The sequence below is a fragment of the Thalassococcus profundi genome (assembly GCF_003344785.1).
Lineage (GTDB): Bacteria > Pseudomonadota > Alphaproteobacteria > Rhodobacterales > Rhodobacteraceae > Puniceibacterium > Puniceibacterium profundi.
Genome location: NZ_QPMK01000006.1, coordinates 227,031 through 253,066 on the forward strand (window position 1 = coordinate 227,031; position 26,036 = coordinate 253,066).

At 66.8% G+C, this 26,036-nt stretch carries 27 protein-coding genes; 18 read left to right on the forward strand and 9 right to left on the reverse strand.

What is annotated here, in order from left to right; all coding sequences use genetic code 11:
* Positions 1 to 53: 53 nt before the first annotated feature.
* From rpoD to ureG, 17 genes are all read left to right on the forward strand, one after another.
* Complete coding sequence (rpoD, locus tag DU478_RS10850) at positions 54 to 2,042, forward strand: RNA polymerase sigma factor RpoD (protein ID WP_114510972.1); 1,989 nt, start codon at positions 54 to 56, stop codon at positions 2,040 to 2,042.
* Positions 2,043 to 2,051: 9 nt separating this feature from the next.
* Positions 2,052 to 2,330 (forward strand): HlyU family transcriptional regulator, encoded by a 279-nt coding sequence (locus tag DU478_RS10855; protein ID WP_114510973.1) that lies wholly within the window; start codon positions 2,052 to 2,054, stop codon positions 2,328 to 2,330.
* 171 nt (positions 2,331 to 2,501) lie between these two features.
* A complete protein-coding gene (gene rpe, locus DU478_RS10860) occupies positions 2,502 to 3,182 on the forward strand; it encodes a ribulose-phosphate 3-epimerase (protein WP_114510974.1) in 681 nt (226 codons plus the stop codon).
* A gap of 2 nt (positions 3,183 to 3,184) precedes the next feature.
* Positions 3,185 to 3,835, forward strand: coding sequence for a phosphoglycolate phosphatase (gene gph / locus DU478_RS10865; RefSeq protein WP_114510975.1), 651 nt, complete (start codon positions 3,185 to 3,187; stop codon positions 3,833 to 3,835).
* A gap of 100 nt (positions 3,836 to 3,935) precedes the next feature.
* On the forward strand, positions 3,936 to 4,421 hold the full coding sequence (tsaA, locus tag DU478_RS10870) for a tRNA (N6-threonylcarbamoyladenosine(37)-N6)-methyltransferase TrmO (protein WP_114510976.1): 486 nt from the start codon (positions 3,936 to 3,938) through the stop codon (positions 4,419 to 4,421).
* Between the two features lie 183 nt (positions 4,422 to 4,604).
* Positions 4,605 to 5,408 (forward strand): urease accessory protein UreD, encoded by an 804-nt coding sequence (locus DU478_RS10875; protein WP_233501200.1) that lies wholly within the window; start codon positions 4,605 to 4,607, stop codon positions 5,406 to 5,408.
* A gap of 1 nt (position 5,409) precedes the next feature.
* Positions 5,410 to 5,712, forward strand: a complete 303-nt coding sequence (locus DU478_RS10880; protein ID WP_114510977.1) for an urease subunit gamma — start codon at positions 5,410 to 5,412, stop codon at positions 5,710 to 5,712.
* 19 nt (positions 5,713 to 5,731) lie between these two features.
* Positions 5,732 to 5,914: a hypothetical protein gene (locus DU478_RS10885; RefSeq protein WP_114511030.1), complete on the forward strand. Its 183-nt coding sequence runs from the start codon at positions 5,732 to 5,734 to the stop codon at positions 5,912 to 5,914.
* Entirely contained in the window at positions 5,911 to 6,216 is a 306-nt protein-coding gene (locus DU478_RS10890) for an urease subunit beta (RefSeq protein WP_114510978.1), read from the forward strand. Before DU478_RS10885 ends, DU478_RS10890 begins: the two co-directional genes overlap by 4 nt.
* Before the next feature lie 33 nt (positions 6,217 to 6,249).
* The gene (locus tag DU478_RS10895; protein WP_114510979.1) at positions 6,250 to 6,537 is read left to right on the forward strand and encodes a hypothetical protein; all 288 of its coding nucleotides are present in this window, start codon (positions 6,250 to 6,252) and stop codon (positions 6,535 to 6,537) included.
* A 3-nt stretch (positions 6,538 to 6,540) separates the two neighbouring features.
* Positions 6,541 to 6,948, forward strand: a complete 408-nt coding sequence (locus DU478_RS10900; RefSeq protein ID WP_114510980.1) for a carboxymuconolactone decarboxylase family protein — start codon at positions 6,541 to 6,543, stop codon at positions 6,946 to 6,948.
* 60 nt (positions 6,949 to 7,008) lie between these two features.
* Positions 7,009 to 7,329 carry an antifreeze protein gene (locus DU478_RS10905; protein ID WP_233501201.1) on the forward strand — a complete coding sequence of 107 codons (321 nt, stop codon included), beginning with the start codon at positions 7,009 to 7,011 and terminating at the stop codon, positions 7,327 to 7,329.
* A gap of 10 nt (positions 7,330 to 7,339) precedes the next feature.
* Positions 7,340 to 9,088: an urease subunit alpha gene (ureC, locus tag DU478_RS10910; protein ID WP_114510981.1), complete on the forward strand. Its 1,749-nt coding sequence runs from the start codon at positions 7,340 to 7,342 to the stop codon at positions 9,086 to 9,088.
* A 263-nt stretch (positions 9,089 to 9,351) separates the two neighbouring features.
* Positions 9,352 to 9,573 (forward strand): DUF1127 domain-containing protein, encoded by a 222-nt coding sequence (locus DU478_RS10915; protein WP_114510982.1) that lies wholly within the window; start codon positions 9,352 to 9,354, stop codon positions 9,571 to 9,573.
* 19 nt (positions 9,574 to 9,592) lie between these two features.
* Entirely contained in the window at positions 9,593 to 10,087 is a 495-nt protein-coding gene (ureE, locus tag DU478_RS10920) for an urease accessory protein UreE (RefSeq protein WP_114510983.1), read from the forward strand.
* Positions 10,080 to 10,709, forward strand: a complete 630-nt coding sequence (locus DU478_RS10925; RefSeq protein ID WP_114510984.1) for an urease accessory protein UreF — start codon at positions 10,080 to 10,082, stop codon at positions 10,707 to 10,709. The genes ureE and DU478_RS10925 overlap by 8 nt, the downstream gene beginning before the upstream one ends.
* A gap of 10 nt (positions 10,710 to 10,719) precedes the next feature.
* A complete protein-coding gene (gene ureG, locus DU478_RS10930; protein ID WP_199488325.1) occupies positions 10,720 to 11,355 on the forward strand; it encodes an urease accessory protein UreG in 636 nt (211 codons plus the stop codon).
* A 123-nt stretch (positions 11,356 to 11,478) separates the two neighbouring features.
* Here the strand turns inward: ureG and DU478_RS10935 are convergent, their stop codons facing one another.
* The 7 genes from DU478_RS10935 to ectA all read right to left on the reverse strand — a co-directional run bounded on the left by DU478_RS10935 (position 11,479) and on the right by ectA (position 18,397).
* Complete coding sequence (locus DU478_RS10935) at positions 11,479 to 12,216, reverse strand: maleate cis-trans isomerase family protein (RefSeq protein WP_114510985.1); 738 nt, start codon at positions 12,214 to 12,216, stop codon at positions 11,479 to 11,481.
* The gene (locus DU478_RS10940; RefSeq protein WP_114510986.1) at positions 12,213 to 13,364 is read right to left on the reverse strand and encodes a M24 family metallopeptidase; all 1,152 of its coding nucleotides are present in this window, start codon (positions 13,362 to 13,364) and stop codon (positions 12,213 to 12,215) included. Before DU478_RS10940 ends, DU478_RS10935 begins: the two co-directional genes overlap by 4 nt.
* Positions 13,361 to 14,422, reverse strand: coding sequence for a pyridoxal-phosphate dependent enzyme (locus DU478_RS10945; RefSeq protein ID WP_114510987.1), 1,062 nt, complete (start codon positions 14,420 to 14,422; stop codon positions 13,361 to 13,363). Before DU478_RS10945 ends, DU478_RS10940 begins: the two co-directional genes overlap by 4 nt.
* Positions 14,423 to 14,685: 263 nt before the next feature.
* Positions 14,686 to 16,116, reverse strand: a complete 1,431-nt coding sequence (locus DU478_RS10950) for an aspartate kinase (RefSeq protein ID WP_114510988.1) — start codon at positions 16,114 to 16,116, stop codon at positions 14,686 to 14,688.
* Positions 16,117 to 16,125: 9 nt separating this feature from the next.
* On the reverse strand, positions 16,126 to 16,518 hold the full coding sequence (locus DU478_RS10955; RefSeq protein WP_114510989.1) for an ectoine synthase: 393 nt from the start codon (positions 16,516 to 16,518) through the stop codon (positions 16,126 to 16,128).
* A 5-nt stretch (positions 16,519 to 16,523) separates the two neighbouring features.
* Positions 16,524 to 17,822: a diaminobutyrate--2-oxoglutarate transaminase gene (ectB, locus tag DU478_RS10960; RefSeq protein WP_114510990.1), complete on the reverse strand. Its 1,299-nt coding sequence runs from the start codon at positions 17,820 to 17,822 to the stop codon at positions 16,524 to 16,526.
* Between the two features lie 44 nt (positions 17,823 to 17,866).
* A complete protein-coding gene (gene ectA / locus DU478_RS10965; RefSeq protein WP_114511033.1) occupies positions 17,867 to 18,397 on the reverse strand; it encodes a diaminobutyrate acetyltransferase in 531 nt (176 codons plus the stop codon).
* Positions 18,398 to 18,603: 206 nt separating this feature from the next.
* On the opposite strand from ectA, the gene DU478_RS10970 reads away from it, so the two are divergent.
* A complete protein-coding gene (locus tag DU478_RS10970) occupies positions 18,604 to 19,179 on the forward strand; it encodes a MarR family winged helix-turn-helix transcriptional regulator (RefSeq protein WP_325048097.1) in 576 nt (191 codons plus the stop codon).
* A 9-nt stretch (positions 19,180 to 19,188) separates the two neighbouring features.
* Here DU478_RS10970 and DU478_RS10975 read toward each other — a convergent pair whose 3' ends face one another.
* Positions 19,189 to 24,012: a translocation/assembly module TamB domain-containing protein gene (locus DU478_RS10975; protein WP_114510991.1), complete on the reverse strand. Its 4,824-nt coding sequence runs from the start codon at positions 24,010 to 24,012 to the stop codon at positions 19,189 to 19,191.
* Complete coding sequence (locus DU478_RS10980; RefSeq protein ID WP_114510992.1) at positions 24,009 to 25,823, reverse strand: autotransporter assembly complex protein TamA; 1,815 nt, start codon at positions 25,821 to 25,823, stop codon at positions 24,009 to 24,011. The genes DU478_RS10975 and DU478_RS10980 overlap by 4 nt, the downstream gene beginning before the upstream one ends.
* Positions 25,824 to 26,036: the final 213 nt, after the last annotated feature.

A 26,036-nucleotide genomic window follows, 5' to 3' on the forward strand; every position in this document is an offset into this window, starting at 1 on the left:
GATTCGAGTTATTCGAATCAGACCCGAATCATCGCCCCTTGCAGGAGCACCACATGGCAGCCAAAGACAACGAAGACGCCAAGCAGGACGTGCAGGACGAAGAAGTCTCCCTGGACATGAGCCAGGCGGCGGTCAAGAAGATGATCGCCGAGGCACGCGAGCGTGGCTACATCACCTACGACCAGCTGAACGAGGTGCTGCCGCCCGATCAGGTGTCCTCGGACCAGATCGAGGACGTGATGTCGATGCTGTCGGAAATGGGCATCCAGGTCACCGAAGAGGACGAAGAGGCCGAGGAAGAGGACAAGGGGTCGACCGACCTCGTGGAGACCTCCTCCAACAAGGAAGTGGCACTGTCCTCCGGCTCGGGCGAAAAGCTCGACCGCACGGACGACCCGGTGCGCATGTACCTGCGCGAGATGGGGTCCGTCGAACTGCTGAGCCGTGAAGGCGAGATCGCCATCGCCAAGCGGATCGAGGCCGGGCGCAACACCATGATCGCGGGTCTTTGCGAAAGCCCGCTGACCTTCCAGGCGATCACGATCTGGCGCGAGGAACTTCTGTCCGAGGACATTCTCCTGCGCGACGTGATCGACCTTGAAACCACATTCGGCAACCAGCTCGACGAAGACGGCGAACTGGCCGCACCGGTCGTCGACGGCGTCGCGCCGGTGGAAAAGCCCAAGGCAGAAAGTGACGAGTCGCAGGAACTGGACGCCGATGGCAACCCGATCAGCAAGGACGAAGACGAGGACGAGGACGAGCAGGCGAACATGAGCCTTGCCGCCATGGAAACCGCGCTCAAGCCGCGGGTTCTCGAGACTTTGGACACCATCGCCCGCGATTACGAAGAACTGGCCGCGATGCAGGACAGCCGGATCTCGGCGACTCTGAACGAGGACGGATCTTTCTCGGACGCGGACGAGGGCCGATACCAGAAGCTGCGCGGCGAGATCGTGAAGCTGGTGAACGAACTGCACCTGCACAACAACCGCATCGAGGCGCTGATCGACCAGTTGTACGGCATCAACAAGCGCATCATGTCGATCGACAGCGCCATGGTGAAGCTGGCCGACCAGGCACGCATCAACCGGCGCGAGTTCATCGACGAATACCGCGGCCGCGAGCTCGATCCCAACTGGATGGAGCGGATGGCCGAAAAGCAGGGCCGTGGCTGGCAGATGTTCATCGAACGCTCGGCCGACAAGGTCGAGGAGCTGCGCGGCGACATGGCGCAGGTCGGCACCTATGTGGGCCTCGACATCAGCGAATTCCGCCGCATCGTCCAGCAGGTCCAGAAGGGCGAGAAAGAGGCGCGCCAGGCCAAGAAGGAAATGGTCGAGGCGAACCTGCGCCTGGTGATCTCCATCGCCAAGAAATACACCAACCGCGGGCTGCAATTCCTCGATCTCATCCAGGAAGGCAACATCGGCCTGATGAAGGCCGTCGACAAATTCGAATACCGCCGCGGCTACAAGTTCTCGACCTATGCGACATGGTGGATCCGTCAGGCGATCACACGCTCGATTGCCGACCAGGCGCGGACCATCCGTATCCCGGTCCACATGATCGAGACGATCAACAAGCTGGTGCGCACCGGCCGCCAGATGCTCCACGAAATCGGCCGCGAACCGACGCCGGAGGAACTGGCCGAGAAGCTGCAGATGCCGCTCGAAAAGGTCCGCAAGGTGATGAAGATCGCCAAGGAGCCGATCAGCCTCGAGACGCCCATCGGCGACGAGGAAGACAGCCAGCTCGGCGATTTCATCGAGGACAAGAACGCCGTCCTGCCGCTCGACTCGGCTATTCAGGAGAACCTGAAAGAGACCACGACACGGGTCCTGTCGTCCCTCACCCCGCGCGAGGAACGGGTGCTGCGCATGCGCTTCGGCATCGGCATGAATACCGACCACACGCTCGAAGAGGTGGGCCAGCAGTTCTCCGTCACCCGCGAACGCATCCGCCAGATCGAGGCCAAGGCGTTGCGCAAGCTCAAGCACCCGAGCCGGTCGCGCAAGCTGCGGTCGTTCCTGGACCAGTAAGGGCGCGGGATGTCCTGGCTCAAGAAACTTTTCGGCGGCGGCGGTGAGGCATCCGCCGCGCAGGTCGAGCCCGTCGAGTACAAAGGCTTCCGCATCTACCCGGAGCCCGCCGTGGTCGACGGCCAGTACCGGATCGGCGCCCGGATCGAACTGGACAGCGGCGGCGAGACAAGGGTGCACGAACTGATCCGGGCGGACCTGCTGCGCGACCGCGAGGATGCGGTGGAGGCGTCCCTGCGCAAGGCGCGGCAAGTCATCGACGAACAGGGCGAGAAAATCTTTCGGTGAGGACGCAGGCCGCGTCGTCCTCGCTTACCTTCCGAGCGTAGGGTGGGTTTCCAACCCACGGCCCCCCAGACCGCTTCCCGCCATGACGTTTCCACCACCCTTGGCGTGGTGCGTCTTGACACCGCCGCCCGCAGCGCGGATTTGCAGGTCGAACCTGCAAGGAGCCGCGCCATGACCTTTGACCGTTCCATCAAGATCGCCCCGTCGATCCTCTCGGCCGATTTCGCCAACTTCGGACAGGAGATCCAGGCGATCGAGGCGCAGGGCGCGGACTGGGTCCATGTCGACGTGATGGACGGGCATTTCGTGCCGAACCTCACCTTCGGCCCGGCGCTCTGCAAGGCGATCCGCCCGCACATCAAGACCGTGATGGACGTGCACCTGATGATCTCCCCGGTCGATCCCTATATCGACGCCTATGCCCAGGCCGGCGCGGATGTGCTGACCGCGCATCTCGAGGCCGGGCCGCACACGCACCGCACGCTGCAGGCGATCCGCGCGGCGGGCTGCAAGGCCGGCCTCGCGCTCAATCCCGGCACGCCGGTCGAGGCGGCGGCGCCGCTGCTGGGCCTCTGCGATCTGGTTTGCGTGATGACCGTGAACCCCGGTTTCGGCGGGCAATCCTTCATCCACAGCCAGGTCGACCAGGTCCGGCGCCTGCGCGCGCTGATCGGCGACCGCCCCGTGCATATCGAGATCGACGGCGGTGTCGATCCGTCCACGGCGCCCGCGGTGGTTGCGGCGGGCGCGAACGTGCTGGTCGCGGGCTCGGCGGTGTTCCGAGGCGGGTCGGTGGCCGATCCCGCGCCCTATGGCACCAACATGCGCGCGATCCGCGACGCGGTGGCCTGAGCGTGGCGTCGGTTGCGGTTGTCTTCGACCTCGACGGCACGCTGATCGACAGCGCGCCGGACATTCGCGGCATCGCCAATACGCTGCTTGCGGCGCGCGACCTGCCGCCGCTGGACCTGGCCGAAACCGTCAGTTTCATCGGCAGCGGGGCGGGCGTCTTCATCGAGCGGATGCGCGCCGCGCGGGGCATTCCGGACAGCGCGCATCGAGCACTGCTTGAAGAGTTCATCGACCGGTACGAGGGCGCCGTGGAGCTGACGCAGGTCTATCCTGGCGTAAGGAGCGCGCTGGCGGCCCTGACCGGGGCCGGCCATCCGCTCGCGATCTGCACCAACAAGCCCGAAGCCCCTGCCCGCAGCGTGCTCGCGCATTTCGGCCTGCTCGACCGGTTCGCGGCCGTGGTCGGCGGTGACAGCCTGCCGGTGCGCAAACCCGATCCGGGGCCGCTTCTGGAGTGTCTGCGGCGGTTGGACACCGACCGGTGCCTCTACGTGGGCGACAGCGAGGTCGACGCAGAGACCGCCCAAGCTGCCCGGCTGCCCTTCTTTCTCTACACCCATGGCTATCGCAAGACCGGGGTCACAGAGATCGCGCCCGCCGCAGCCTTCGACCATTTCAGCGCCCTGCCGGGGCTGGTGGCAAAGGCGGGCTGAGGCTAGCGATCCGGCGGCGATCTCTTGCCGCACGGGCAATCTGCGATCTGGTCAACGCCCATGGATCGGCTAGGCTGTCTCAAGGCACAGGGGGCAGCGGATGGCAGACACCGACGATATGCGCGCGGGCGAAAAGCGGGTCGACCTTGCCCCGCCAGCCGATGCGGTCCTCCGCTTCATAGGCCATATCGAAACACCCTTCACCTCCCGCGACCTTTGTCCGCGTCAGGGCCGCATCGACGGACCCGAGTGCGTGCTGCACCTGGCGCCGGAATGGGTCCCTGCGCTGCGCGGGATCGAGGCATACGAGATGGTCGAAGTGCTTTACTGGCTGCACGAATCGCGGCGCGACCTGGTGCTGCAGAGCCCGAAATCCGACGGTGAGACACGCGGCACCTTCGCCCTGCGCTCCCCGGTGCGGCCCAATCCGATCGGCACGGCGCATGTGCGGCTGATCCGCGTTGACGGACCGCGCGTCACGGTGCGGGGGCTCGATTGCCTGAACGCCACGCCGCTCATCGACCTGAAGCCCGACCGCTGCGCCTATTCCCCGGCGGCGCCGGAGAAGCCGACGGCGACGGGATGACGGGGCAGGTGCTGAAAAAGCAGGCAGAATGCGCCGTGACACGGGCCGGGCGCATGATATTTCAGCGCGGCGCTTGTCTCTGTCCCGCGGGGTGTGCTGGCATCTGCCCGGGGCCTCCGGCCCTTTGCATGCGCTTTGACAGCCCAGGAGAGAACCGCCATTCCCTTTGACCGCGCCCCAGCCGTGACCGACAGCAACCGCGCCCGCGGATGCGGGCATCTGCGCGTGGGTCGGCGCGGAGTGGCCTCGGTCCTGCGCGACCTGTCGCAGTCCGGATCGGGCAAGCTGCTGTTTCCACGGCACGGGACAGGCGCGTTGCAGGCGGTCTGGCTCAACACCGCGGGCGGCATCACCGGCGGCGACCGGTTCGCGCTGTCGGCAGAGGCAGAGACCGGCGCGGCGCTGTCGCTGACCACCCAGGCGGCGGAACGCATCTATCGCGCCCAGCCCGGCGCGCCGGGCGAGGTTCACACGGTGCTGACCGCCGGCGCGGGCGCGCGCATCGAATGGCTGCCGCAGGAGACCATTTTGTTCGACGGCGCCGCGCTCGACCGGCGCCTCGACATCCGCATGACGGCGGATGCGCGGGTGCTGGCCTGTGAAACGCTGCTGTTCGGCCGCGCGGCCATGGGCGAGGTGGTGCACCGGCTGTCGTTCCGGGACAGGATCGACCTGCGCGTGGATGGCCGGCTCGCCTTTGCCGACCGCCTGCGGCTCGACGGCGATGCGGCGGCGGCGCTCACCCGCTGCGGCGTCGCGGACGGGGCGCATGCCATGGCCTCGGTGCTGCTCGCGGCACCGGGGGCCGAGACCTATCTGGACCCGCTGCGCGCGATCCTGCCGCGGACCGCCGGCGTCAGCGCCCCGGACCGGTCCATCCTCTTCCTGCGGCTCGTGGCTCCCGACGGGTTCGAGCTGCGCCGTCACCTCATCCCGGTCCTGCGCCTGCTCTCGGGCGCGGACTTGCCCAGACCCTGGACGCTCTGACATGCAACTGACCCCCCGCGAAAAAGACAAGCTGATGGTGGCCATGGCCGCCGAGATCGCCCGCAAGCGTCTGGCGCGGGGCGTGAAGCTCAACCACCCCGAGGCCATTGCGCTCATCACCGACGCGGTGGTCGAGGGCGCGCGCGACGGGCGGTCGGTCTCCGAGATGATGCAGGCAGGTGCGCAGGTCGTCACCCGCGACCAGTGCATGGAGGGCGTGCCCGAGATGATCCACGAGGTGCAGGTCGAGGCGACCTTTCCCGACGGCACCAAGCTTGTCACCGTTCACAACCCGATCCGCTGACTTTGAAAGGACTCCGATGATGACCCGTTTCTTTCCTCTGACCGCTACCCTGCTGGCCGCGGGCCCGGCGCTGGCCCATCCCGGCGCGCATCTGCATCCGCATGACGGGGCGTCCTGGCTCGCGGTGGCGGGCGGACTGGCGGTGATCGCTCTCGCCGGGGGTCTTGCCGTGGCGCGGCAGCGCGGGCGCGCCCGCAAATGATCCCCGGAGAGCTCTTTCCCGCGCCGGGCGATCTCACGCTCAACACCGGGCGCGAACCGGTGACGGTCATGGTGGCCAACACCGGCGACCGCCCGGTGCAGGTCGGCAGCCACTACCACTTTGCCGAGGCGAACGCCGCGCTCGACTTCGACCGGGACGCGGCGCGGGGCAAGCGGCTCGACATCGCCGCGGGCACCGCGGTGCGGTTCGAACCGGGCCAGCGGCGCGAGGTGACGCTGGTCGACATGGCCGGTGCGCGCAGGATCTACGGGTTCAACCAGGCGGTGATGGGCGCGCTCTGAGCGGGCCGTTGCGAGAGACAGAGGGAGACGAAGATGAATTGGCGCGTGAAACCCTACGACCTGACCGCAGCCTATTGCACGCTGGCGGGGCGGATGATCGAACAGCAGCTGCGCATGGCCAAGGTCGTCATGGACCACACCTGGCGCAGCCATCTGACCTTTGCCGGACTGGCGCCGGTGACCCGGCCCAAAGCCGTGACGCTGCGCCGGCGCAGCGCCGAGATCAGCGAACTGCGCCCCGGCACCGCGAAACCGCATCGCGCGCCCTCGGCCCCGCCGCCTATGCCGGAGCGTCTGCCGCGAACGGGGTCGGAGGCCTGATCCATGGCGACCCTGCCTCTTTTGTCCGATGCCGATCTGACGCCCGAAGCGCGGGCGGTCTTCGACGACATCCGCGCTACCCGCGGGTCGGATTTCATCAACAATTTCTGGCGCGCGCTGGCCCACGACCCGGCGCTGCTGGCGGCGACCTGGGACCGGCTCAAGGTGGTGATGGGGCCGGGGACGCTCGATCCGCTGGTCAAGGAGATGCTCTACATCGCCGTGTCGGTGACAAACGGATGCAGCTATTGCGTCCATTCCCACACCGCCGCGGCGCGGGCCAAGGGCATGACCGACGCCCAGCACACCGAGATGCTGGCGGTGATCGCCATGGCGGCGCAGACCAACGCGCTCGCCACGGCCACGCAGGTGCCGGTAGATGCCGCGTTCGACGCGGGCGCGCCGACGTGACATGGGACAGACAACCGGTTTCCGCGGGTCAGGCCGCATTTTCAAAGGTGAGACGACGGTATGAAACGCACAACCATGGTCACCCCGTTCGACCTCTGGGGCGCATCACTTCAGATGGGATACCTCCTGGCCGAGGCACAGTCGGTCATCGCCATGCGCCTCTGGGGCATGGCCGGGGTCTGGAACGTCACCGCATCGGAACGAACGCGGATGGTGGATGAAAAGCCCGCCGCTCTGACCCAGTCGGCGATGAATGCGGCCTTTGCCGCGATGCGTGGCGAACGGCCCGACCAGATCGTGACCTCGGCGATCCGGCCGCTGCGCGCCAAGACCCGCAGCAACGCCCGCCGCCTCGCCAAGCGCGGATTGAAACTGAAGTAAGGATTTCGCCATGCCCGCCACCATTTCCCGTGCCGATTACGCGGCGATGTTCGGTCCCACCACGGGCGACAAGCTGCGGCTGGCCGATACCGACCTCATCATCGAGGTCGAGGCCGACCTGACCGCCGAGCGGGTGGGGCAGGCGATGGGCACGAACGCCCCGGTCTACGGTGAAGAGGTCAAGTTCGGCGGCGGCAAGGTGATCCGCGACGGCATGGGCCAGTCGCAACACACCCGCGCAGACGGCGCCGTCGACACCGTCATCACCAACGCGCTGATCGTGGATTCGACCGGCATCTACAAGGCCGACATCGGCCTGCGCGACGGCCGCATCCACAAGATTGGCAAGGCCGGCAATCCGGACACCCAGCCCGGCGTCGACATCATCGTCGGCCCCGGAACCGAGGCGATCGCGGGCGAGGGGCGGATCCTCACCGCCGGGGGCTTCGACAGCCACATCCACTTCATCTGCCCGCAGCAGATCGAGGATGCGCTGCATTCGGGCCTGACCACCATGCTGGGCGGTGGCACCGGTCCCGCCCACGGCACGCTGGCCACCACCTGCACCCCCGGGCCCTGGCACATCGGGCGGATGCTGCAGGCCGCCGACGCCTTTCCGATGAACCTGGCCTTCGCGGGCAAGGGCAATGCCTCGCTGCCCGGCGCGTTGATCGAGCAGGTCATGGCGGGCGCCTGCGCGCTCAAGCTGCACGAGGACTGGGGTACGACGCCCGGCGCCATCGACTGCTGCCTGGGCGTGGCGGACGACTATGACGTGCAGGTGATGATCCACACCGACACTCTGAATGAATCCGGGTTTGTCGAGAACACGGTGAAGGCGATGAAGGGCCGCACCATCCATGCCTTCCACACCGAGGGCGCGGGCGGCGGGCACGCGCCCGACATCATCAAGATCTGCGGGGAAGAGCACGTTCTGCCCTCGTCCACCAACCCGACGCGGCCCTACACGGTCAACACGCTGGAAGAGCATCTCGACATGCTCATGGTCTGCCACCACCTCGACAAGTCGATCCCCGAGGACGTGGCCTTTGCCGAAAGCCGCATCCGCAAGGAGACCATCGCCGCCGAGGACATCCTGCACGACATGGGCGCGTTCTCGATCATCGCGTCCGACAGCCAGGCCATGGGCCGGGTGGGCGAGGTCATCATCCGCACCTGGCAGACCGCCGACAAGATGAAGAAGCAGCGCGGCAAGCTGCCCGAGGAAACCGGCGACAACGACAACATGCGGGTGCGCCGCTACATCGCGAAATACACGATCAACCCGGCCATCGCCCATGGGCTGTCACACGAGATCGGCAGCATCGCTGAAGGCAAGCGCGCCGATCTCTGCCTCTGGTCGCCGGCGTTCTTCGGCGTGAAGCCCGAGATGGTGCTGATGGGCGGCACCATCGTCTGCGCGCAGATGGGCGATCCCAACGCCTCGATCCCGACGCCGCAGCCGGTCTATTCTCGGCCCATGTTCGGCGCCTACGGCCGGTCGGTCGAACACTCCGCCGTGACCTTCGTGTCCGAAGCGGCGCTCTCAGCGGACATTCGCGGCACGCTGGGGCTGGCCAAGCAGACGCTGGCGGTGCGCAACACGCGCGGCATCGGAAAGTCGGACCTGGTGCTGAACACCGCCACCCCGAAGATGGAGGTCGACCCCGAAACCTACGAGGTCCGCGCCGACGGAGAACTGCTCACCTGCGGTCCCGCCGAGGTGCTGCCGATGGCGCAGCGGTATTTCTTGTTTTGAGTGCGGATCACGGTAGGAACTCCGGGATGACTTTCTGGCTCAGGCAAACGGGAAAATGACGACGATGGTTTCCAGCCAAGTTTCGCACGATGCACCCGGCCGGGCGTCCCGCGCGCAACATCGCGTAGAGACAGGCGAAACCCCGCCTGCAGCCATGCAAATGCTGCATTGCGGCATTGCCGAACTCGGGGTTTTGGATCGTTCACAAACTGCCTACTTCCTGTGCAACAGCAACGACGAAGCAAGCACAAGGACGGCTTCAAATGGCACATGCCGCAACATATCCCGACGTCTACCCCAAGGCGGGCGTCTTCACCCGACTGAACGCATGGTTCTTTGCAACCATGGAGAAAATCGCAGAGAACAACCCGCGCATCCGCCGCGTGCGCAAGCTCGAAGCGCTGAGCGACGCGCAACTGGCCGCGCTGGGCATCCGCCGCGCGGACATCGTGCATCACGTTTTCCGCGACGCCTACTACCGCTGACTTCGGTCCGGGGGCGCGCATGAGCGCCCCCGACCTCACCGCGCGCCGCTACCACGGCCACGCGCATGCCGCACCCGCCGGGCGGGCGGTGCTCGACTACGAATCGCGGTTCCTGCGCCGCAAGGTCCTGACGCTCGAAGACGGCCGCCGCCTGCTGGCGGACCTGCCGCAGACCACATCTCTGGACCATGGCGGCGTGCTCATTGCCGAGGACGGCAGCGAAATCGCCATCGTCGCGGCGCCCGAGCCGCTTTTGCAGGTGACCGGCACCGACCTTCCGCGCATCGCCTGGCACATCGGCAACCGCCACACCCCCTGCCAGATCGAATCGGACCGCCTGCTGATCCAGCGCGACCACGTCATCGCCGACATGCTGCGTCGCATCGGCGCCGAAGTCATCGAGTTGATCGAGCCTTTCACCCCCGAGGGCGGCGCCTATGGTCACGGCCGCACCCATGGCCACGACCATTCGCACAGTCACGGTCCCGAGGGTCATGCGCACAGCCATGACTGATCCGCATCTGACCCTGCACCAGCTTTTCTCCCCGGCCTTTCCGGTCGGGGCCTTCGCCTATTCGCACGGGCTGGAGACGGCGGTGCAGGAAGGCGGCGTCGGCGATGCCGCCGCCTTGCAGGCGTGGGTCGAGACCGTCTTGCGACATGGCGCGGGCTGGTCCGACGCGGTGCTGATGGCGCAGTCGATGGAGGGCGATCCCGAAGCGCTGTCGGATCTGGCGCTGGCGCTCTCGCCGTCGTCCGAGCGGCGGCTGGAAACGCTGCTGCAGGGCGCGGCCTTTGCCCGCACGGTCGCCGAGGTCTGGGGCGTCGACCTGCCGGACCTGGCCTACCCGGTGGCCGCGGGCCGTGCCGCGGCGCTGCTGGACCTGCCGGCGGACCCCGCGATCCGGCTCTACCTGCACGCCTTTGCCGCCAATCTCGTCGGCGCCGGCGTGCGGCTGGTCCCGCTGGGCCAGACCGACGGGCAGCGTATCGTGTCGGCTCTGGCGCCGCTCTGCGCGCAGCTTGCAGGCGCAGCCCTGCGGGCCGATCTCGACGACCTCGGCGGTTTCGCCCCGCTGGTGGATATTGCCAGCATGCGGCATGAAACTCTTTATTCCCGGCTGTTCCGATCCTGAGGAGACGATCATGACATCCCCCAACGGACCTTTGCGCGTGGGCCTTGGCGGCCCGGTTGGCGCGGGCAAGACCACGCTGACGGCGGAACTGTGCCGCGCGCTGGGACACCGCCTGTCGATGGCGGTGGTGACCAACGACATTTACACGCAAGAGGATGCCGAGGCGCTGATGCGCATGCAGGTGCTGCCGCTGGAACGGATCCGCGGGGTCGAAACCGGCGGCTGCCCGCACACCGCGATCCGCGAGGATGCCTCGATCAACCTCGCGGCCATTGCCGAGCTGAACGCGGCGATTCCCGACCTCGACCTGATCCTGATCGAGAGCGGCGGCGATAACCTCTCGGCCACGTTCTCGCCCGAGCTTGCCGACGTGACGATCTACGTGATCGACGTTGCCGCGGGCGAGGAAATCCCGCGCAAGGGCGGACCCGCGATAACCCGCTCGGACATCCTGGTGATCAACAAGACCGATCTCGCGCCCCATGTCGGCGCGTCGCTCGAGGTGATGGAGCGGGACGCCACGCGGATGCGCGCCGGGCGGCCCTTCGTCTTTGCCGCCCTGCGCCATGGTGACGGTGTGGGGCGGATCGTCGATCTCCTGTCCGAGATCGGCGGACTGGCGCTGGAACGGACGGCGGCGGAATAGCCTCGGCTGCCGGCGCGAGGAAGCGCGCGTGCCGCGCGCTACGAGAGGCCAGCCTCTCGTGCTCTCCGAGGGTTATTGTGAACCGAAGAAGGGCTGAACCTTCAGGAATGGGACGGTGCGCCGTCAATGGTCGCGGAAGAGGCGACCGAAGCCGGGCATGGCGTCGGTCATGCCGGCCAAGCGCAGCATGTGCCAGGCGATCACCTGGTTGCTCGACAGGACCGGCAGACCGGTCCTGGCTTCGAGTTCCTCGATGAGGTCGAGGGTGCGCAGGTTGGTGCAGGACAGGAAAAGCGCGTCGATGCCGCCCCTGGGTGCGAGGGTTTCGCAGGCGGCCCGAATGGACTGCGGGGCGATGCGGACGACGCGTTCCTCGCGCGCCTCGTTGAAGCTGCCGAAGACCGGCGTGTCGATGCAGTTCTCTGACAGCACGCGGCGCAGGCGGTCCGACACCTCTGCGGTATAGGGCGACAGGATGCCCAGCCGGGTGATCTGCAGTCTTTGACAGGCGGCGAGCAGGGCGGTCAGCGGGTTGGTGACGTGATCCGTGGGCGCAGCGGCTCCCACCAGGTCCGCCACCCGGGCGGGGCCGATCACGGCGGCGCCCGAGGTGCAACCGTAGCCGATCGCCGCGTAGCGTTGCATCTGTGGCAACAGCGCCGCCGAGGCGGGCAGGTCGCGGGCCATTTGGCCCAACGTCTCTTCGGTCACCTCGTCGCCGCTTGGCACGCGGCTCACCAGCAGGTTCACCGAGGCGGGAATGAGCTGGCGCAGGTCCCGTTCGAGGCTTTCGTCGGTCTGCAGGACGATCAGGCCCAGCCGCGCCTCGTCGGCCTGGATCAGCGTGTAGGGCATGTTCATGTGCCGATCTCCATGATGTCGGGGTCTGCCGGCGGCGACAGCCAGGCTGCGCCGGCGTCAGTGATGACGATGTTCTCTTCGTGCACAAGCATCTTGCCGGGGGCGAGGTCGATGCCCGGCTCCAGCGTCAGCACCATGCCCGGGCGCAGTTCGGTGGTGTCGGCGGGGATCAAGGACGGCCCCTCGGTCAGCTGCATGCCCAGCCCGTGACCCAGCCGCCCGCCGGCGCCGCTGCCGCCGCCGCCGAGGGTCACAATCCGGTTCATCGCCTCGAAGAGCGTCGCCGCCGTGGCGCCTGGGCGGGCGGCGTCGAAGCCTTCCTGCGTCGCCTCGATCAGCCGGGCATGGGCGTCGCGGACGGCGGGCGATGCAGGGCCGATGCTGTAGTTGCGGTCGAAGTCGCAAAAATAGCCGCCCCGGGTCAGGCCGGTATCGAGCATCAGCACATCGCCACTTTCGAGCGGGCGGTCGGTGGCGGGTGAGATGACGTCGGCATAGCCCCCGTGTGCCGCGGCACCGGCGAGGTAAGGCACCCAGTCGGCGCCTTCCTCCAGCGCCAGCACCTGGAAGCGGCGGAACACTTGGCTGAGCGGCACGCCGGGGCGGGCGATCTCGGGCACGCGGGCAAAGGCGCGGGCGGCGATCCGGCAGGCTTCGGCGATCTGCGCGATCTCGGCCTCGGACTTGACCAGGCGCAGGCTGCGCAGGATGCCGCCGTCGCCGGTCAGCCGTTGCGGGGCCAGCAGCTGCGCCAGGCGGGCGTAGTCTTCCAACGGCATGCGCAGGTGGGTTTCGTGGCCCGAGGGCAGGCCGATGTCGCCAGCGCCCGCGAGCTCGCGCAGGGTGTCGGCCAGCAGTGTCACGCCGTCGTCCGAAAGGTCCGGCGCGGACCAGCAGCGGATGTCGGTGATCCAGGTGCGGGCCATGAGGGCGGCGCCGATGCCGGGGATGACCGCGACCGGATCGCCTGCGGCGGGAACGACCAGGAACCAGGGGCGCGTGGGGCTTTCCCAGAATCGGGTGAGGAAGCCGGTGAAATAGCGCACATCGGGTTCGGTGGTGAGCAGCAGCGCCGCCAGCCCGCGCTTTGCCATCATCGCCTGGGCTTTCGCGGTGCGGGCGGCGAATTCCTCGGGCGGAAAGATCATGGGGCCTCGGTGACGAAGGTGAGGACGCGCGAGGTCCCGTCCAGGCCCAGCGTGTCGCGGTAGGGTCCGCTCAGCAGCAGCGCCGCGAGGCTCGCACCGCCCGAGGGGGTGGTGTCGAGCCCGAGGTCGGCCAGTCGCGGCAAGTGTCCGGCGACCTCGGCATCGGACACGGTCTGGACGAAATCGGCATCCCGGGCGAGTCCGCGCAGGGCGATGAACGACGGCTCCTTGCAGTCGAGGCGGCCCATGGTTGACACCGGCCCGGCGACGCGCGTCGGCGTGCCGTGGCGAAGCGAGTCTGCGATGCAGGCGGCGGCGGTGGGTTCCACCACGACGATGCGGGGGCTTTCGCCCCAGCTGCGCCGGGCCGCGGCGGCGACGGCGGCGGCGAGCCCGCCGACACCGGCCTGCACGAAAACATGGGTCGGGTCGGTGTCCAGCGCCTCTGCCACCTCGGCCATGAGCGCGAGGTAGCCCTGCATCAGGATGCGCGGCGCGTCCGTGTAGCCGGGCCACGAACTGTCCGACAGGAGCGTCCAGCCGTTGTCCTGCGCGGCCTGGGCGGCGGCATCCATGCTGTCTTCGTAGGTGCGGCCGGCGCGGACAACCTCGGCGCCTTTGTCCTGCAGGCGCTGCGCGAAGGCGTCGGGCACAGTGTCCGAAAGGTACACGATCGCGCGGGCGCCGAAGACACGCGCCCCGGCCGCGACCGACAGGCCGTGATTGCCCGCGGAGGCGGTGACGTAGGTGCGGTCGCCAAGCGCGCCTTCGGGCGCGTCGGGGCGGGCTTCGACGGCCTGGGATGCGATGACATGCGCCGCGCCGAGGGCCTTGAACGACCCCAGCCCCATGCGCCCGCGTTCGTCCTTGGCCCAGACCTCGGCCAGATCCAGTGTCCGGGCAAGATCGGGCAGGGGGGTGAGCGGCGTGGGACGTGCCGCGGGGCAGCGGGACAACAGCCGCTGTACCGGCGCGGCGTCGTCGCACGGCAGGGGGATGTCGGTAAGCGAGAGTCCCCCTTCGGCGCGGCGGGGGTTGGGCAGAAGCGTGGAGCGCATGGCAGGCCTTTCGGGCAGAGTGACCCGATTGGGGCAGCGCGGCGGTGGGCTGTCAAACGATAATGCCGGTGGCCGCCCGGTATTTCAGCGGCCGGAAGCAGGAGTGACGAAACATCGGACGCGTTCACATTGGCGGAGTGTCGCCGGAAAACACGTGTTTTCCGGGCCGTTTTTCTCGAGAAAAACGCGCTCTGCGACACCCTTGGATGCAAGACGGCCCCGCGCGGGGCGGGGCCGTCACGAAGCATCGGACCTGTGTCGCGTCAGGCGGCGAGCTGCTTGTCCTTACCCTTGACCGGGAAGAACGTGTCGTGCAGCACCTTGATGCTGCGGTCCAGATCGGCGCGGCTGACCACGAATTGCGCATCCACCGTCCGCGTGGTCTGGTGGGCGCTGATCACGTCCACATCCGCTTCGCGCAGCGCGCCGAGGCCCCGTTCCAGCACATGCAGCCCGCGCAGGTCGCGCCCGATCACCGACACGATGGCGGCCGATTTCACGTTGATCTCGGCGCCCGGGTAGAATTCGGAAAGGTCCGATTCCACCTGCTTGATCGTGTTGAGCGGCGCTTCGACGTAGTGGGTGATCGTGTTTGCGTTAGAGGTCTTGGACACGATACGGCAGTCGCGGCGGGTCAGCCGCTCCAGCGTCTTGGCGTCGTAGCCTTTCACGCCGACCATATCCTGTTCGAACAGCTCCAGCGCGTAGATCTCGAGCCCGGTGACGATTTCGGCCACGCCTTTCTCGGCCTCGGCCTCGTCGATCAGCGTGCCGGGGTCCCCCGGCTCGAAGGCGTTTGTCACGCGCAGGGGCACCTCGTTCTGGCGCAGGGCCTTGGCGGCGGTGGGGTGGATCGCCTCCATCCCCATGTTCGACAGCTGATCGGCCACGTCGTAATTGGTGTGACCGAGCTTGCGCACATTCTCTGCGCCGACCAGCTTGGGATCGGCGGAGGAGAGGTGGAATTCCTTGTGGATGATCGCCTCGCGCGCCTTGCTCTGCGCGGCGATCTGGCTGAACGTGACCTCGGAATAGCCGCGGTCGTACTTGTTCATCAAGCCTTCGGCGCATTGCGCATAGCCGGTGACGATCGGCATTTCTTCGGACAGATCGACCGAGCCGAGCCCGTCCTCGATCCGTTCCTCCAGGTTCATCTCGCGTTCGTCGCGCCAGCCCGACAGGTCCACGAAACGCGCGTTGACGCCGTGACGGCGCAGCAGCAGCATGGTGACATAGGCGGAATGAGCCTCGCCCAGGCCCGAGAGCAGCTCGCGGGTGATGGCCATGTGCGCCGACAGGCGGAAATGACCGTAGGAACACAGGCGGTGCAGGTCGATCAGGCAGGACCGCGCACCCTCGATCCGGTCGCGCACGAAATCGTTGGCCTCGGATCGGTCGGCGGGATGGTCGAGCAGAGCATCATGCGCCTCGCGCATGGCGTTCTGCACCTTGCTGAGGGCGGCCAGCCAGCCGTGGTCGTCGGTGCCGTTGGCGAAATGCGCATAGACGCCCGGCTCGCCCGACTTCTTGTGCTCCAGCAGCAGGTTGGTAATGCCTCCGAAGGCCGAAACGACGAAGATGCGCCCGTATTCAGGGTCATTGACCTTGAACAGCGGGTCGAGCAATTCCGACAGGCGGGACATGGATGTCCCGCCGATCTTTTCGACCGTGTGATTGGTGAAGTTCAGGGGCATGAAATCCTCTTAGGCTGCCTCGTCCGGAGCGGCATAGGAGCCATCTTCGCGGTGCACTTCCTTGCCGGTGACCGGCGGGTTGAAACAGCAGGCCATGACCAGTTCTTCCTCGGCGCGCAGCGTGTGCTTGTCGTGCAGGTTCAGCGCGTACATCACACCCGGGTAAATCTCGTGCGTCTCGCCGGTGGCGAGGTCGGTGATCGACCCCTTGCCGGACATGCAGTAGACCGACTCAAAGTGGTTCTTGTAGTGGAACGTATGCTCGGACCCGGCCTTGAGATAGGTGATGTGGAAGGAAAACCCCATCTCGTCATCGGCCAGAAGCATCCGCACGGAGGTCCAATCGGCGTCCGAGACGGACCGGTCGGTGCCTTTCAGTTTGTTCACGTCGCGTACAATCATATCCGTTACTCCGCAGCGATCTTGTGGGTGTCGACAGCTTCCTGCGTGGCCTCGAGCAGGATGGAGAGGCCCTTGCGGAAGGTTTCGGTCGACGTTGTCAGCGGGGCGAGCACCTTGACCACCTCGTCGTGGGCGCCCGAGGTCTCGATGATCAGGCCCTTTTCAAAGCAGCGCGCGCAGATGTCGCCGGCCAGATCGCCCGAGAGCACGTCGACGCCCTGCATCAGACCGCGGCCCTTGAGACGGGACCCCGGAACGGCATCGGCCACCGCTTGCAGACCGGCGGTCAGCATCACGGCCTTTTCCTGAAGTTCCTTCTGGAAGTCGTCGGTTTTCCAGAACTTCTCCAGCGCCACGCGTCCGGTGACAAAGGCGTGGGTGTTGCCGCGGAAGGTGCCGTTGTGCTCGGCCGGCTTCCAGATATCGTGTTCGGGCTTAATAAGAAGCGCCGCGAAGGGCAGGCCGAAACCCGACAGCGACTTCGCCTGGGTGATCATGTCGGGCTCGATATCCATGCCCTCGAAGGCGAAATAGGTGCCCGAGCGACCGCAGCCGGACTGGATGTCGTCGACGATGATCAGCGCGCCGATCTCTTTCGCCAGCTTGCCGATGCCCTCGATCCATTCCTTCGAGGCGGCGTTCAGGCCGCCTTCGCCCTGGATCGGCTCGAACACGAAGGCCGCGGGCTTGTCGACGCCCGAGGACGGGTTGTTCACCATCATTTTGATCTGCTCGAGCGTGTCGACGCCGTCGCCGAACGCGCCGTCATAGGGCAGGTGCGTCACGCCGCAAAGGCCGCCGCAGGAGTTGCCCGCGCCCGCACGCTTGCCGGCGTTGCCGGTCAGTGCCAGCGCGCCCATGGTCATGCCGTGGAAGCCGTTGGTGAAGGACACGACATTCCGGCGACCGGTGACCTTGCGCGCCAGTTTTATCGCCGCCTCGACCGCGTTGGTGCCGGTCGGACCGGTCATCATCACCTTGTAGTCCATGTTCCGCGGCTTGAGGATGATGTCCTCGTAGGCCTGCAGGAACGCGGCTTTCTGCGTTGTGTACATGTCGAGCCCGTGGGCCACGCCATCGGCGGTGATGTGGTCGATCAGCGCCTGTTTCATGTCCGGGTCGTTGTGCCCGTAGTTGAGCGAAGAGCAGCCCGCGAGGAAGTCGATATAGGTCTTTCCGTCTTCGCCGGTCATGTGCGACCCCGAAGCGGAGGCGAAGACTGTATCGAAGTTGCGGCAGTAGCTGCGCGCCTCGGATTCGCGGCGCTCGAATACGGTTTTGTCGGCTGAATGTTCAGTCGTCATGGGAGATATCCTTTTTTTAGGGACGTGAGGGCGTCGGTCTGCGCTCAGGCAGCCGACTGTGCGGCCTCACGGAATGTGATGTTGACCATGTGCTCGGTCGCGTGTTCGCCCTGGAAGTGCGTGTCGCGCGTAAAGTGCGCTTCGGACGTCAGGAACGCGTCCTTCTGGTCGGCAAACTTGCGGAACAGGCCCCAGGAGGCGTCATTGTCGAGCGTGATCGTGGTGCGCATGCGACGAACACCCACACACTCTTCGCGCAGCATCAGCGCGTCGAGCATCCGCGTGCCCATGCCCATGCCGCGCGCGGCGCTGGACACGGCCACCTGCCAGACGAACACTGTGTCGGCATCGCTGGGCAGAAGGTAGGCCGAAATCCATCCGACGATTTCTCCATCGAGTTCGGCCACCACGCAGGTGTCGCGGAAGTGGTCGGCTTGCAGCAGGTTCGCATACATGGAATTTTCGTCGAGAGGCTTGCAGGCGCGGATCAGTTCCCAGATCTGGGCGCCGTCCTCGCGGAGGGGCTTTCGAAAGGTCACTGTTCCTTCGGATTTCACGCTTTGCAATGTCTGCACGTTTGTCACCTTGGCTTGGTTTGCTTTGAGGCACTAAGTAATCGAGCGCATTTTTAATTTCAACAGTCAAAGTAACAATGCGCGTCTTAATGAATGGTTCCGCGGCGTCAGGTCGATAATAGCGCAAAATCTGCGGCAGACTGCCGCAGCGCAAGGCGTTAAAGTTGCATATTGAATAGTTTGACTAAGCAAACTAGCTATACTGCATGTTACAGAACGCCAGAAGCCAGAGCGTCGCTTCGAGCATTGCCATCGGCAAGACCCGTCGCGACATCGAAACCACGGACTCGCTGAACGATATGGACCGGACCGATCACAGCCTTGTCGCCCTGCGGCGTATCCTGCGCGCGACAGAGTTATACGGACGTGACCTTGCCCAAGAGGCGGGACTGACGGCAGTGCAGCTGCGCGTGCTCCAGATCATCGGCGAGACCGATCACAGCACCCCTTCCGAGATCGCGACCCGCATGGGGGTCAGCCAGGCGACGATCTCCGTGCTGCTCAACAAGCTTGAAGGCTACGGATTGATCGCACGGCAGAAATCCCGCGCCGACCGCCGGCAGACCGATCTGCAGATCACCGACAAGGGCCGGGCCAAGGTCGAGGTGGCCCCGGATGCGCTGCAACAGCGGTATGTCGCGCAGTTCGAGGCGCTGCCGGACTGGGAACAGTCGATGATCGTCACGGTGCTGGAACGCGTCGCCGGGATGTTGGATGCCGGCAAAATCGACGCGGCCCCGGTGCTGACCGGCGGCGAGCTGCTGCGCAACGGGCGCGGCTGAGCCCGCCGCTCAGTAGTCCTTTTCGAAAAAGATGCCGAGGCTCGTGTTGCCGTCGGTTCCCACCGTTCCACGGGCGGTGACCTGCGGCGTGATGTCGAGGTTGAGGTTCACGTCGGTGCTGCCTTCGGAATTGACCGTGACATCGGTATAGAGGTTCTCACCGATGTACTTGCCAAAGCGCAATTCGGTCGATCCGTCGGCCGCAGTCTGCACGTCGAAATCATCAAGCCCGATACCCGTGCGCAGGCGATCGACGATCCCGGTGCCGCCGCGGCCGACGAGCGTGTTCACGGCGGCCGCGATCCGCACCGCCTGAAATGCCGAGATCTCGGTCACGTCGCGCCCGAACAGCAGCAGTGCCAGCACTTCTTCCTCGGGGCGATCGGGGCTTGAGGTGATATTGACCTCGGGGTCGGACACCGGTCCCTGGATGACAACGGCGATCGACGTCTCGGCACGGGTGGTCTCGGCCCGCACGAAGATGAAGGCGTCGAAATCGCCTTCGAGCTGGATGCGTGCCTGTGCGAGGTCGAGCCGCTGGCCCAGAATGTCGAGCCGTCCGCGGATCAGCTCGAAACTGCCCGCCGGGATGATGTTGGACGTGGTGCCGCCCAGCCGCAGGGTGCCGCCCAATTCTGCATCCAGCCCGCGCCCGCGGATGAAGATGCGCGACGGGGCGTTCACCACAATGTCGAGAGGATAGTTGATGCCGGGACCGCTGGTGCCCGCTTCGCTCTCGATCAGGCCGGCCCGTTCGCGGGTCCGGCGCACGTCCGCCGGTTCGTTGACATGGGTCAGGGTGAAGTCCAGCCCGGCGGCGCCCAAGCCGGTGTCGGGAATGCGGATCTCCATCGTCTCGAAGTCCAGATTGCCCGCAAGCCGCGCATCTCGGGTGAGCGCACCGCGCAGGGTCAGCGCGCCGTTCACTTCGGTTTCGATCAGACCGGGCCGCACGATCCCGACGCTGTTCAGCGCGATGGACAAGTCGCCGTTGAACGGCGCCGACAACGTCACGGGACCGGTGACACTCAGGGACCCGCCCGTGGACACGCCCGATTGCAGGTCGATCTGCGCGCGCCCGCCGGTCAGGTTCACGTTCGCATTGATGTTCTCGAGCGTCAGCTGGGCCGCCTGGATCACCATCTGCGCGCCGGAGCTGGTCACCGTGCCCGACACCGCGTCGAGGCCCGGCGCGCCGTTGACCCGCAGGTTGAATTGCGCGGTACCCGACAGGATGTTCGGTTCGGTGAACTGGTTGACCAGCGCCAGCGGGGCGGAACCGTTGGCGGAAAGGTTCACGCGGCTGAAATCCGGCGCGATGGTGCCCGCCACATCGGCGGTGGTGCCGCCGGGACCGGTCAGCGCTGTATCGATCCGGTATTCGCCACCCGAAGAGGACGCCGTTCCGCGCGCCGTCGCCTGCCCGTCGAAGCCGGGGGCGAAGAGGCCGAGGTTGCGCAGAACCACGTTGTAGCTCAGCTGGCCCGAACCGTTGGGCGACAATGCGCCATTGGCATCGGCCGTCAGCTGCGGGGTGGCGAGGTCGAAGGTTTCCACCACGATCCGCCCGTCGGCGCCGCGCGCCGCATCCACAGTCACGGTGCTGCGCCCTGCGGTCAGCTGGTCCACCGCGGCGATGCCGCTGCGCAGGTTGTTGGTGCTGCCGGTGAGTGCGACGTCGAAACTGCCGTCCGCGGGGTTGAAGCCGCCGTTGCCTTGGAAATCGAAGGAGCCGCCCAGCGACCGGCCGGCAACGCCGGAAAACGCCGACAGGTCCGAGGCGCGGAGCGTGCCCTGCCCGGAAATCCGGCCCAGCGTGTCGTCGGCGTAACGCACCGTCCCTTCGGCATCGACCGCCAGCCCGCCGGGGCCGGAGCCGGTGATGTCGAAGGCGAAATCGTCGCCCGCCTGGTCGATGCTGCCCGAAAGCCGCGCGCCGCCGCTGCCGGCCATCTGGGGCAGGGCGTCGGCCAGATCCTCCAGCACCACGTCGAAGCGCGCGGCACTGGCCTGGTCGCGCAGAATGCCTTCGCCGCTGGCGGTCAGCTGCGGGTTTTCGACACGCAGGTTGCGGACCAGAAGGCCTTCGGCGTCCTGCCCCGCATCGACCGTGAAGGTGGTCACGCCAGCGAGCAGGTTGTCGGCCTGTTCGATGCCGGTGCGCAGATCGCGGGACGTGCCGGACACGTCCACCTCGAAATATTGCGTTTCGGGGTCGAAGGACCCGTTGCCTTCGACCGATACGGCGCCGCCCAGGTCGCGGCCCGCCACGCCGGAATAGACCGACAGGTCGTCGGCGCTGACCGTGCCGTTGCCCGACACCGGTCCCAGAGTGCCCGCGGCGATGTTCTCAAGCCCGTCGTAGGTGTAGGTGACCGTGGCCAGAGCGTCGATGGCGGCGCGGCCGGGGCCGGTGCCGTCGATGTCGATTTCGAAGGCGTCGCCGTTCTGGGTCACCGTGCCGGCCAGTTCCGCTGCGCCTGACAATTCCGGCAGCACGTCCGCAAGATCGACCAGCGCCACGTCGAAGCGGGCGTTGCTGTTCTCGTCGCGCAGGATGCCGTTGCCGCTTGCGGTGATGCGCGGCGTGGTCAGGGTCAGGCTGGTGAGGTCCACGCGGTCGCCGACGCGGGCAGCCACCACGTCGAAGGTGCTGCGGCCCTGCATGAGGTTGTCCACCTGGGCGACGTCCACGCGCAGGTTGTTGGCGCTGCCCTCGATATCCGCCTCGAAGTTCTGGCTGCGCGGGTCGAAGGTGCCCGACCCGGTGATGTCCAGCCCGCCGGCCAGATCGCGCTGCGCCAACTGCGAATAGAGCGACAGATTATCGGCGGCGAGGCTGCCGCGACCGCTGACCTGGGCCAGCACGCCCTCGATCACCTGCACCGTGGCCTGGCCGTCGAAGACTACGCCGCCGGGCGCATTGGCATCGAGGTCGAGCGCATAGCTGCCGCCGGTTTGCCGGACATTGCCGCGCAGCCGGGTCTGACCCTGAAGTTGCGGCACGGCCAGCGCGGTTTCCGGCAGGGTGATGTCGAAATCGGCGATGGTGCCGGTAGAATTCAATCGTCCGTCGGCGGTGATCGTGGCGCCGGGGGCGGTGATGTCGAACTGGCGCAGGCTGACGCCGGTTTCGTCGCGCGCGGCGTCGATGGCCAGCGTGCTCTGGCCGTCCAGCAGGCCGTCGAGCTCGGCGATGCCGGTCACGAGGTCGTTGGCAGTGCCGTTGACCGTCGCGTCGAAGCTGCCGTCGAGCGGCGCCACGGTGCCGATCACCCGCACGTCCACGTCGCCGCCAAGCTCTTGCCCGGCAAGCGCGGAAAAGCGCGATACGTCGTCGGCGTTTACCTGCAGGTCGGCGACCACGACGGGGCTGACGCGGTCCTCGGGGATCTCGACCGACATGGTGCCGTCAAGTGCGTATTCGTCGCCGGACAGGCGGATTTCCGGCAGGTTGAGCGGCATGCCCTCCTGCCAGTCGAAGGTGATGCGGCCGGTCAGCGCGTCGCCGACGCCCGAGGCCAGGCCCGGATCGGAAAAGGCCAGTTGGCTGGCGTCGATGTCGAATCCGCCCTGGACGCGGCCCACGGCAGAGCCGGTGCCGCGGGTCAGCGTGCCATTGCCGGTCAGCGCGGCACTGCCCAGCGACAGGTCCGGTCGCGACAGGTCGTCGAGCGTGATTTCGGCGGTCCAGGCGTCACCTTCGCTGGCATCGTATTGCACCGACAGGTCCACCGCCTGCACCTCGGTGTCGCCGCCGGCGACGGGCAGCACCACCTGCGTGTCGTCGTCATGGGCGATCCGGCCGGTCACGTCGATCAGCGCGGGCCAGCCGTCTGCGCCGATGCGGATCTGCCCGTCCAACGTCATCGCTTCGGTGGTCAGATCCAGCGTGTTGAGCCGCAGCTCGCCGCTTTCGCGGCTTTCGCCCTGCACCGCGAGGCTGAGCTCGGGGCCGAAGAAGGCGCGGTTCGCCTCGGGCATCAGCGGGCGGACATCGCCGTCGATGCTGGCGTTGAAGCCGAGGCCCGCGTCGTCCTGCAGCGCGGCCAGCGTGACCTGTCCGGTGAGGCGGTCGGTGCCGTCGGTGGCCAGCGCGAGATCGGCGGTGAAATCGTCGAGCGGGCCTTCGCCGGTGACTGTCAGCTCCATGGCCGGGCTGTCGGGGATCGACAGCAGCGTCGACAGCAGTCCGCCTTGCTCTTCCTGCAGGTCGAGGTCAAGCGACAGCTGCCGGGTTTCATTGGCATAAGACGCGGTGAAATCCAGCGATCCCTCCGCGCCGTCGAGCCGCTGCACCTGCAGCGATGCGGTGCCTTCGCCGCCCGCGAGTTCGGCCGAACCGGTGGCACTCAACGCCGCCTCGACACCGATCACCCCGGCGCCGAGTTCGACGCGGTCGATGGACAGTTCGTCGATACGGATCGACACCGGAAGTTCCGGCAGGCTGAACGGGGTCGCCTCGGGGTCGGGCAGGTCTTCGGTGGTGGTTTCGGCAGAGGGCAGGCGTGGCAGCAGCACCTCTTCGGCAGTGAGCGCGTTGACTTCGACGCGGCCGCGCAGCAGGGCGGCACGCGACCAGTCAAGCTCGACCCCGCGCAGGGTCAGCCAGATGCCCGCGTCGTCGGCGATGGTCAGTTCCTCGATCGTGGCGACCGAGGACAGCGCGCCCTCGAAACCGACGATCCTGATCTGGCGCCCGGCGCCCGACAGGTTGTCCTCAAGGAACGCTTGCAGATAGCCGCGGTCCTCTTCCTCGGATTGTGCGAACACCGCTTGCGGCGCCAGGCTCAGCGTGAGCAGAAAAACCAGTGCGCGTGCCAGATGTCTCAAAATGCTTGCCCGATCCCGATGTAGATTTGCACCCCGTCGCCGGTGTCGCCGCCGCCGACAGGTCCCGCCACGTCGAACCGTATGGGTCCGATGCCGGTGTTGTAGCGCAGGCCGAGGCCCGCGCCGGAATGCCATTCGCCCGACCCGTCGTAGGTGCTTTCGGCACCGATGTAGCCGGTGTCGGCGAAGGCCACGATCCCGAGGCTTTCGGTGATCGCGCGACGGTATTCCGCCGACATTCCGACGAAGCTGCGCCCGCCGGTGCTGTTGCCGTTGCCCAGATCGACGTCGAGCGACTTGTAGGGCTGGCCGCGAACCGTGCCGCCGCCGCCCGAGGAGAACAGGAATTCGGGGTTGGTCTCGTCGAGGTCCGAGCCGTAGATCGACCCCATCTGGAAGCGCCCGGCAAAGACGTTCGCAGCGTCTTCGCCGACGTTCAGGTAGCCGCGCAGGTCGATGTAGCTGCGCGCGCCGCTCTGGCTGCCGCTGAGGCCCGCATAGGGGGTCAGCTGAGCCTTGGCGTAATAGCCGGTCGTGGGGTTCAGCTCGTTGTCGCGCTTGTCGTAGGTCAGCGCCAAGGGGAATTGCAGCAGCGAAAACTCGCGTTCGCCGAGGTCGTCCTCGGTGTCGGAGTAAAGATAGCTGATTGCCGCCTCGAATTCGAGGTTCTCGCTAAAGCGGCGGGTGGCACCGATGCCGGTTTCGAACGTGTCTGACAGGTAGGTGGGTTCGTCCTCGCGGCTGATCCGGGCAAAGGCGAAGCCCAGCGTCTCGGCGCCGTAGATCGCCGGCACTTCGAGCCGCGCGCCCAGCGAATAATCCATGCCGCCGCCGGCGGTGGTGCCGATATTGGCGACCTCTGCATCGACGCGGAAGCGTTCGGCCCCGCCCACGAAATTGCGGTGCAGCCAGAAGGTGGACAGCTTCAGCCCTTCGAGCGAGGAGATCTCGGCGCCGAACCCGATGCGGCGCGGCTTTTCGTCGACGACATTGGCGGTCATGTCCATGACGTTGTCGGGGCCCACGACTTCGCCCTCGGTCAGGGTGACGGAGGCGAATGTGCCGGTGCGGCGCAGCCGGTTGGCGGCTTCCTGCACCGCGTCGGGCGAGAAATACTCGCCACGAGGCAGCCCGGCGATGCGCCGGATCGAACTGGTCCGGACATTCGTGGTGCTGCTGTCCACCAGCAGCTTGCCGAAGCGGACGCGGGGGCCGGGGTTCAGGCGGATGTCGACGTCAAGCGCGCGGCGGGCGTGGCGCGCAGTCACCTGCGTATCGGTGGTCTGCGTCTTGGCAAACCCGAGGTCGCGCCAGCCCAGAACCGCCGCATCGACCGCGTCGCGTACCAGACCGGCCCGGGCGCGGCGCCCGGTCTTGAAATCTTCGGGCAGTTCCGTGCCCTGCGCGAGCGGCTGCACCTCGGCCCGGCCAAAGCGGAACTTCGGCCCCTGGTCGATGACCAGCGTGACGGTGGTGATCTGGTCGGGCACCCGCAACAGGGGGATGTCGGCGGCTTGCTGGCCGTCCACCAGCACGTCGACCACGCCGCTGTAGTAACCTTCGGAATAGAGGGTTTCGGTCATCCGCCCGTATTCGGCCAGGGCGGCGGCGTAGATGTCGGACGCGGCGGTGCGGTCCTCGGCCTGCGCCGCCTTGACGACGGAATTGTTCTTGAGGATCTCGCGCAGTTCCTCGTCCGGTGTCGCCAGTTGCACAACGACGTTTTCCACGGCCGCGACGGGCAGGGCGAAACCGGCAGAGGCGAGGGTGAACAGCGCGGCGCGTGCCCGCACGCCGATCCGGATTTTCATGTCACTCGTCCCCACGGATTGCATATTTGCATTGACTGCACCTTAGACATGACCATGGGGCACTGCTACCGGGATTCAATCACAAAATGGCGTGTTTGGCGGTCAGGCGCGCGTCGTTTGGGGGGCAGGCTGCGGCCGGAAACGGCGCAGATTTCCCCGATATGCCATGCAAGCCTTTGACTCGGGACGGCTTTGCGACACGGCCGAGCTTGG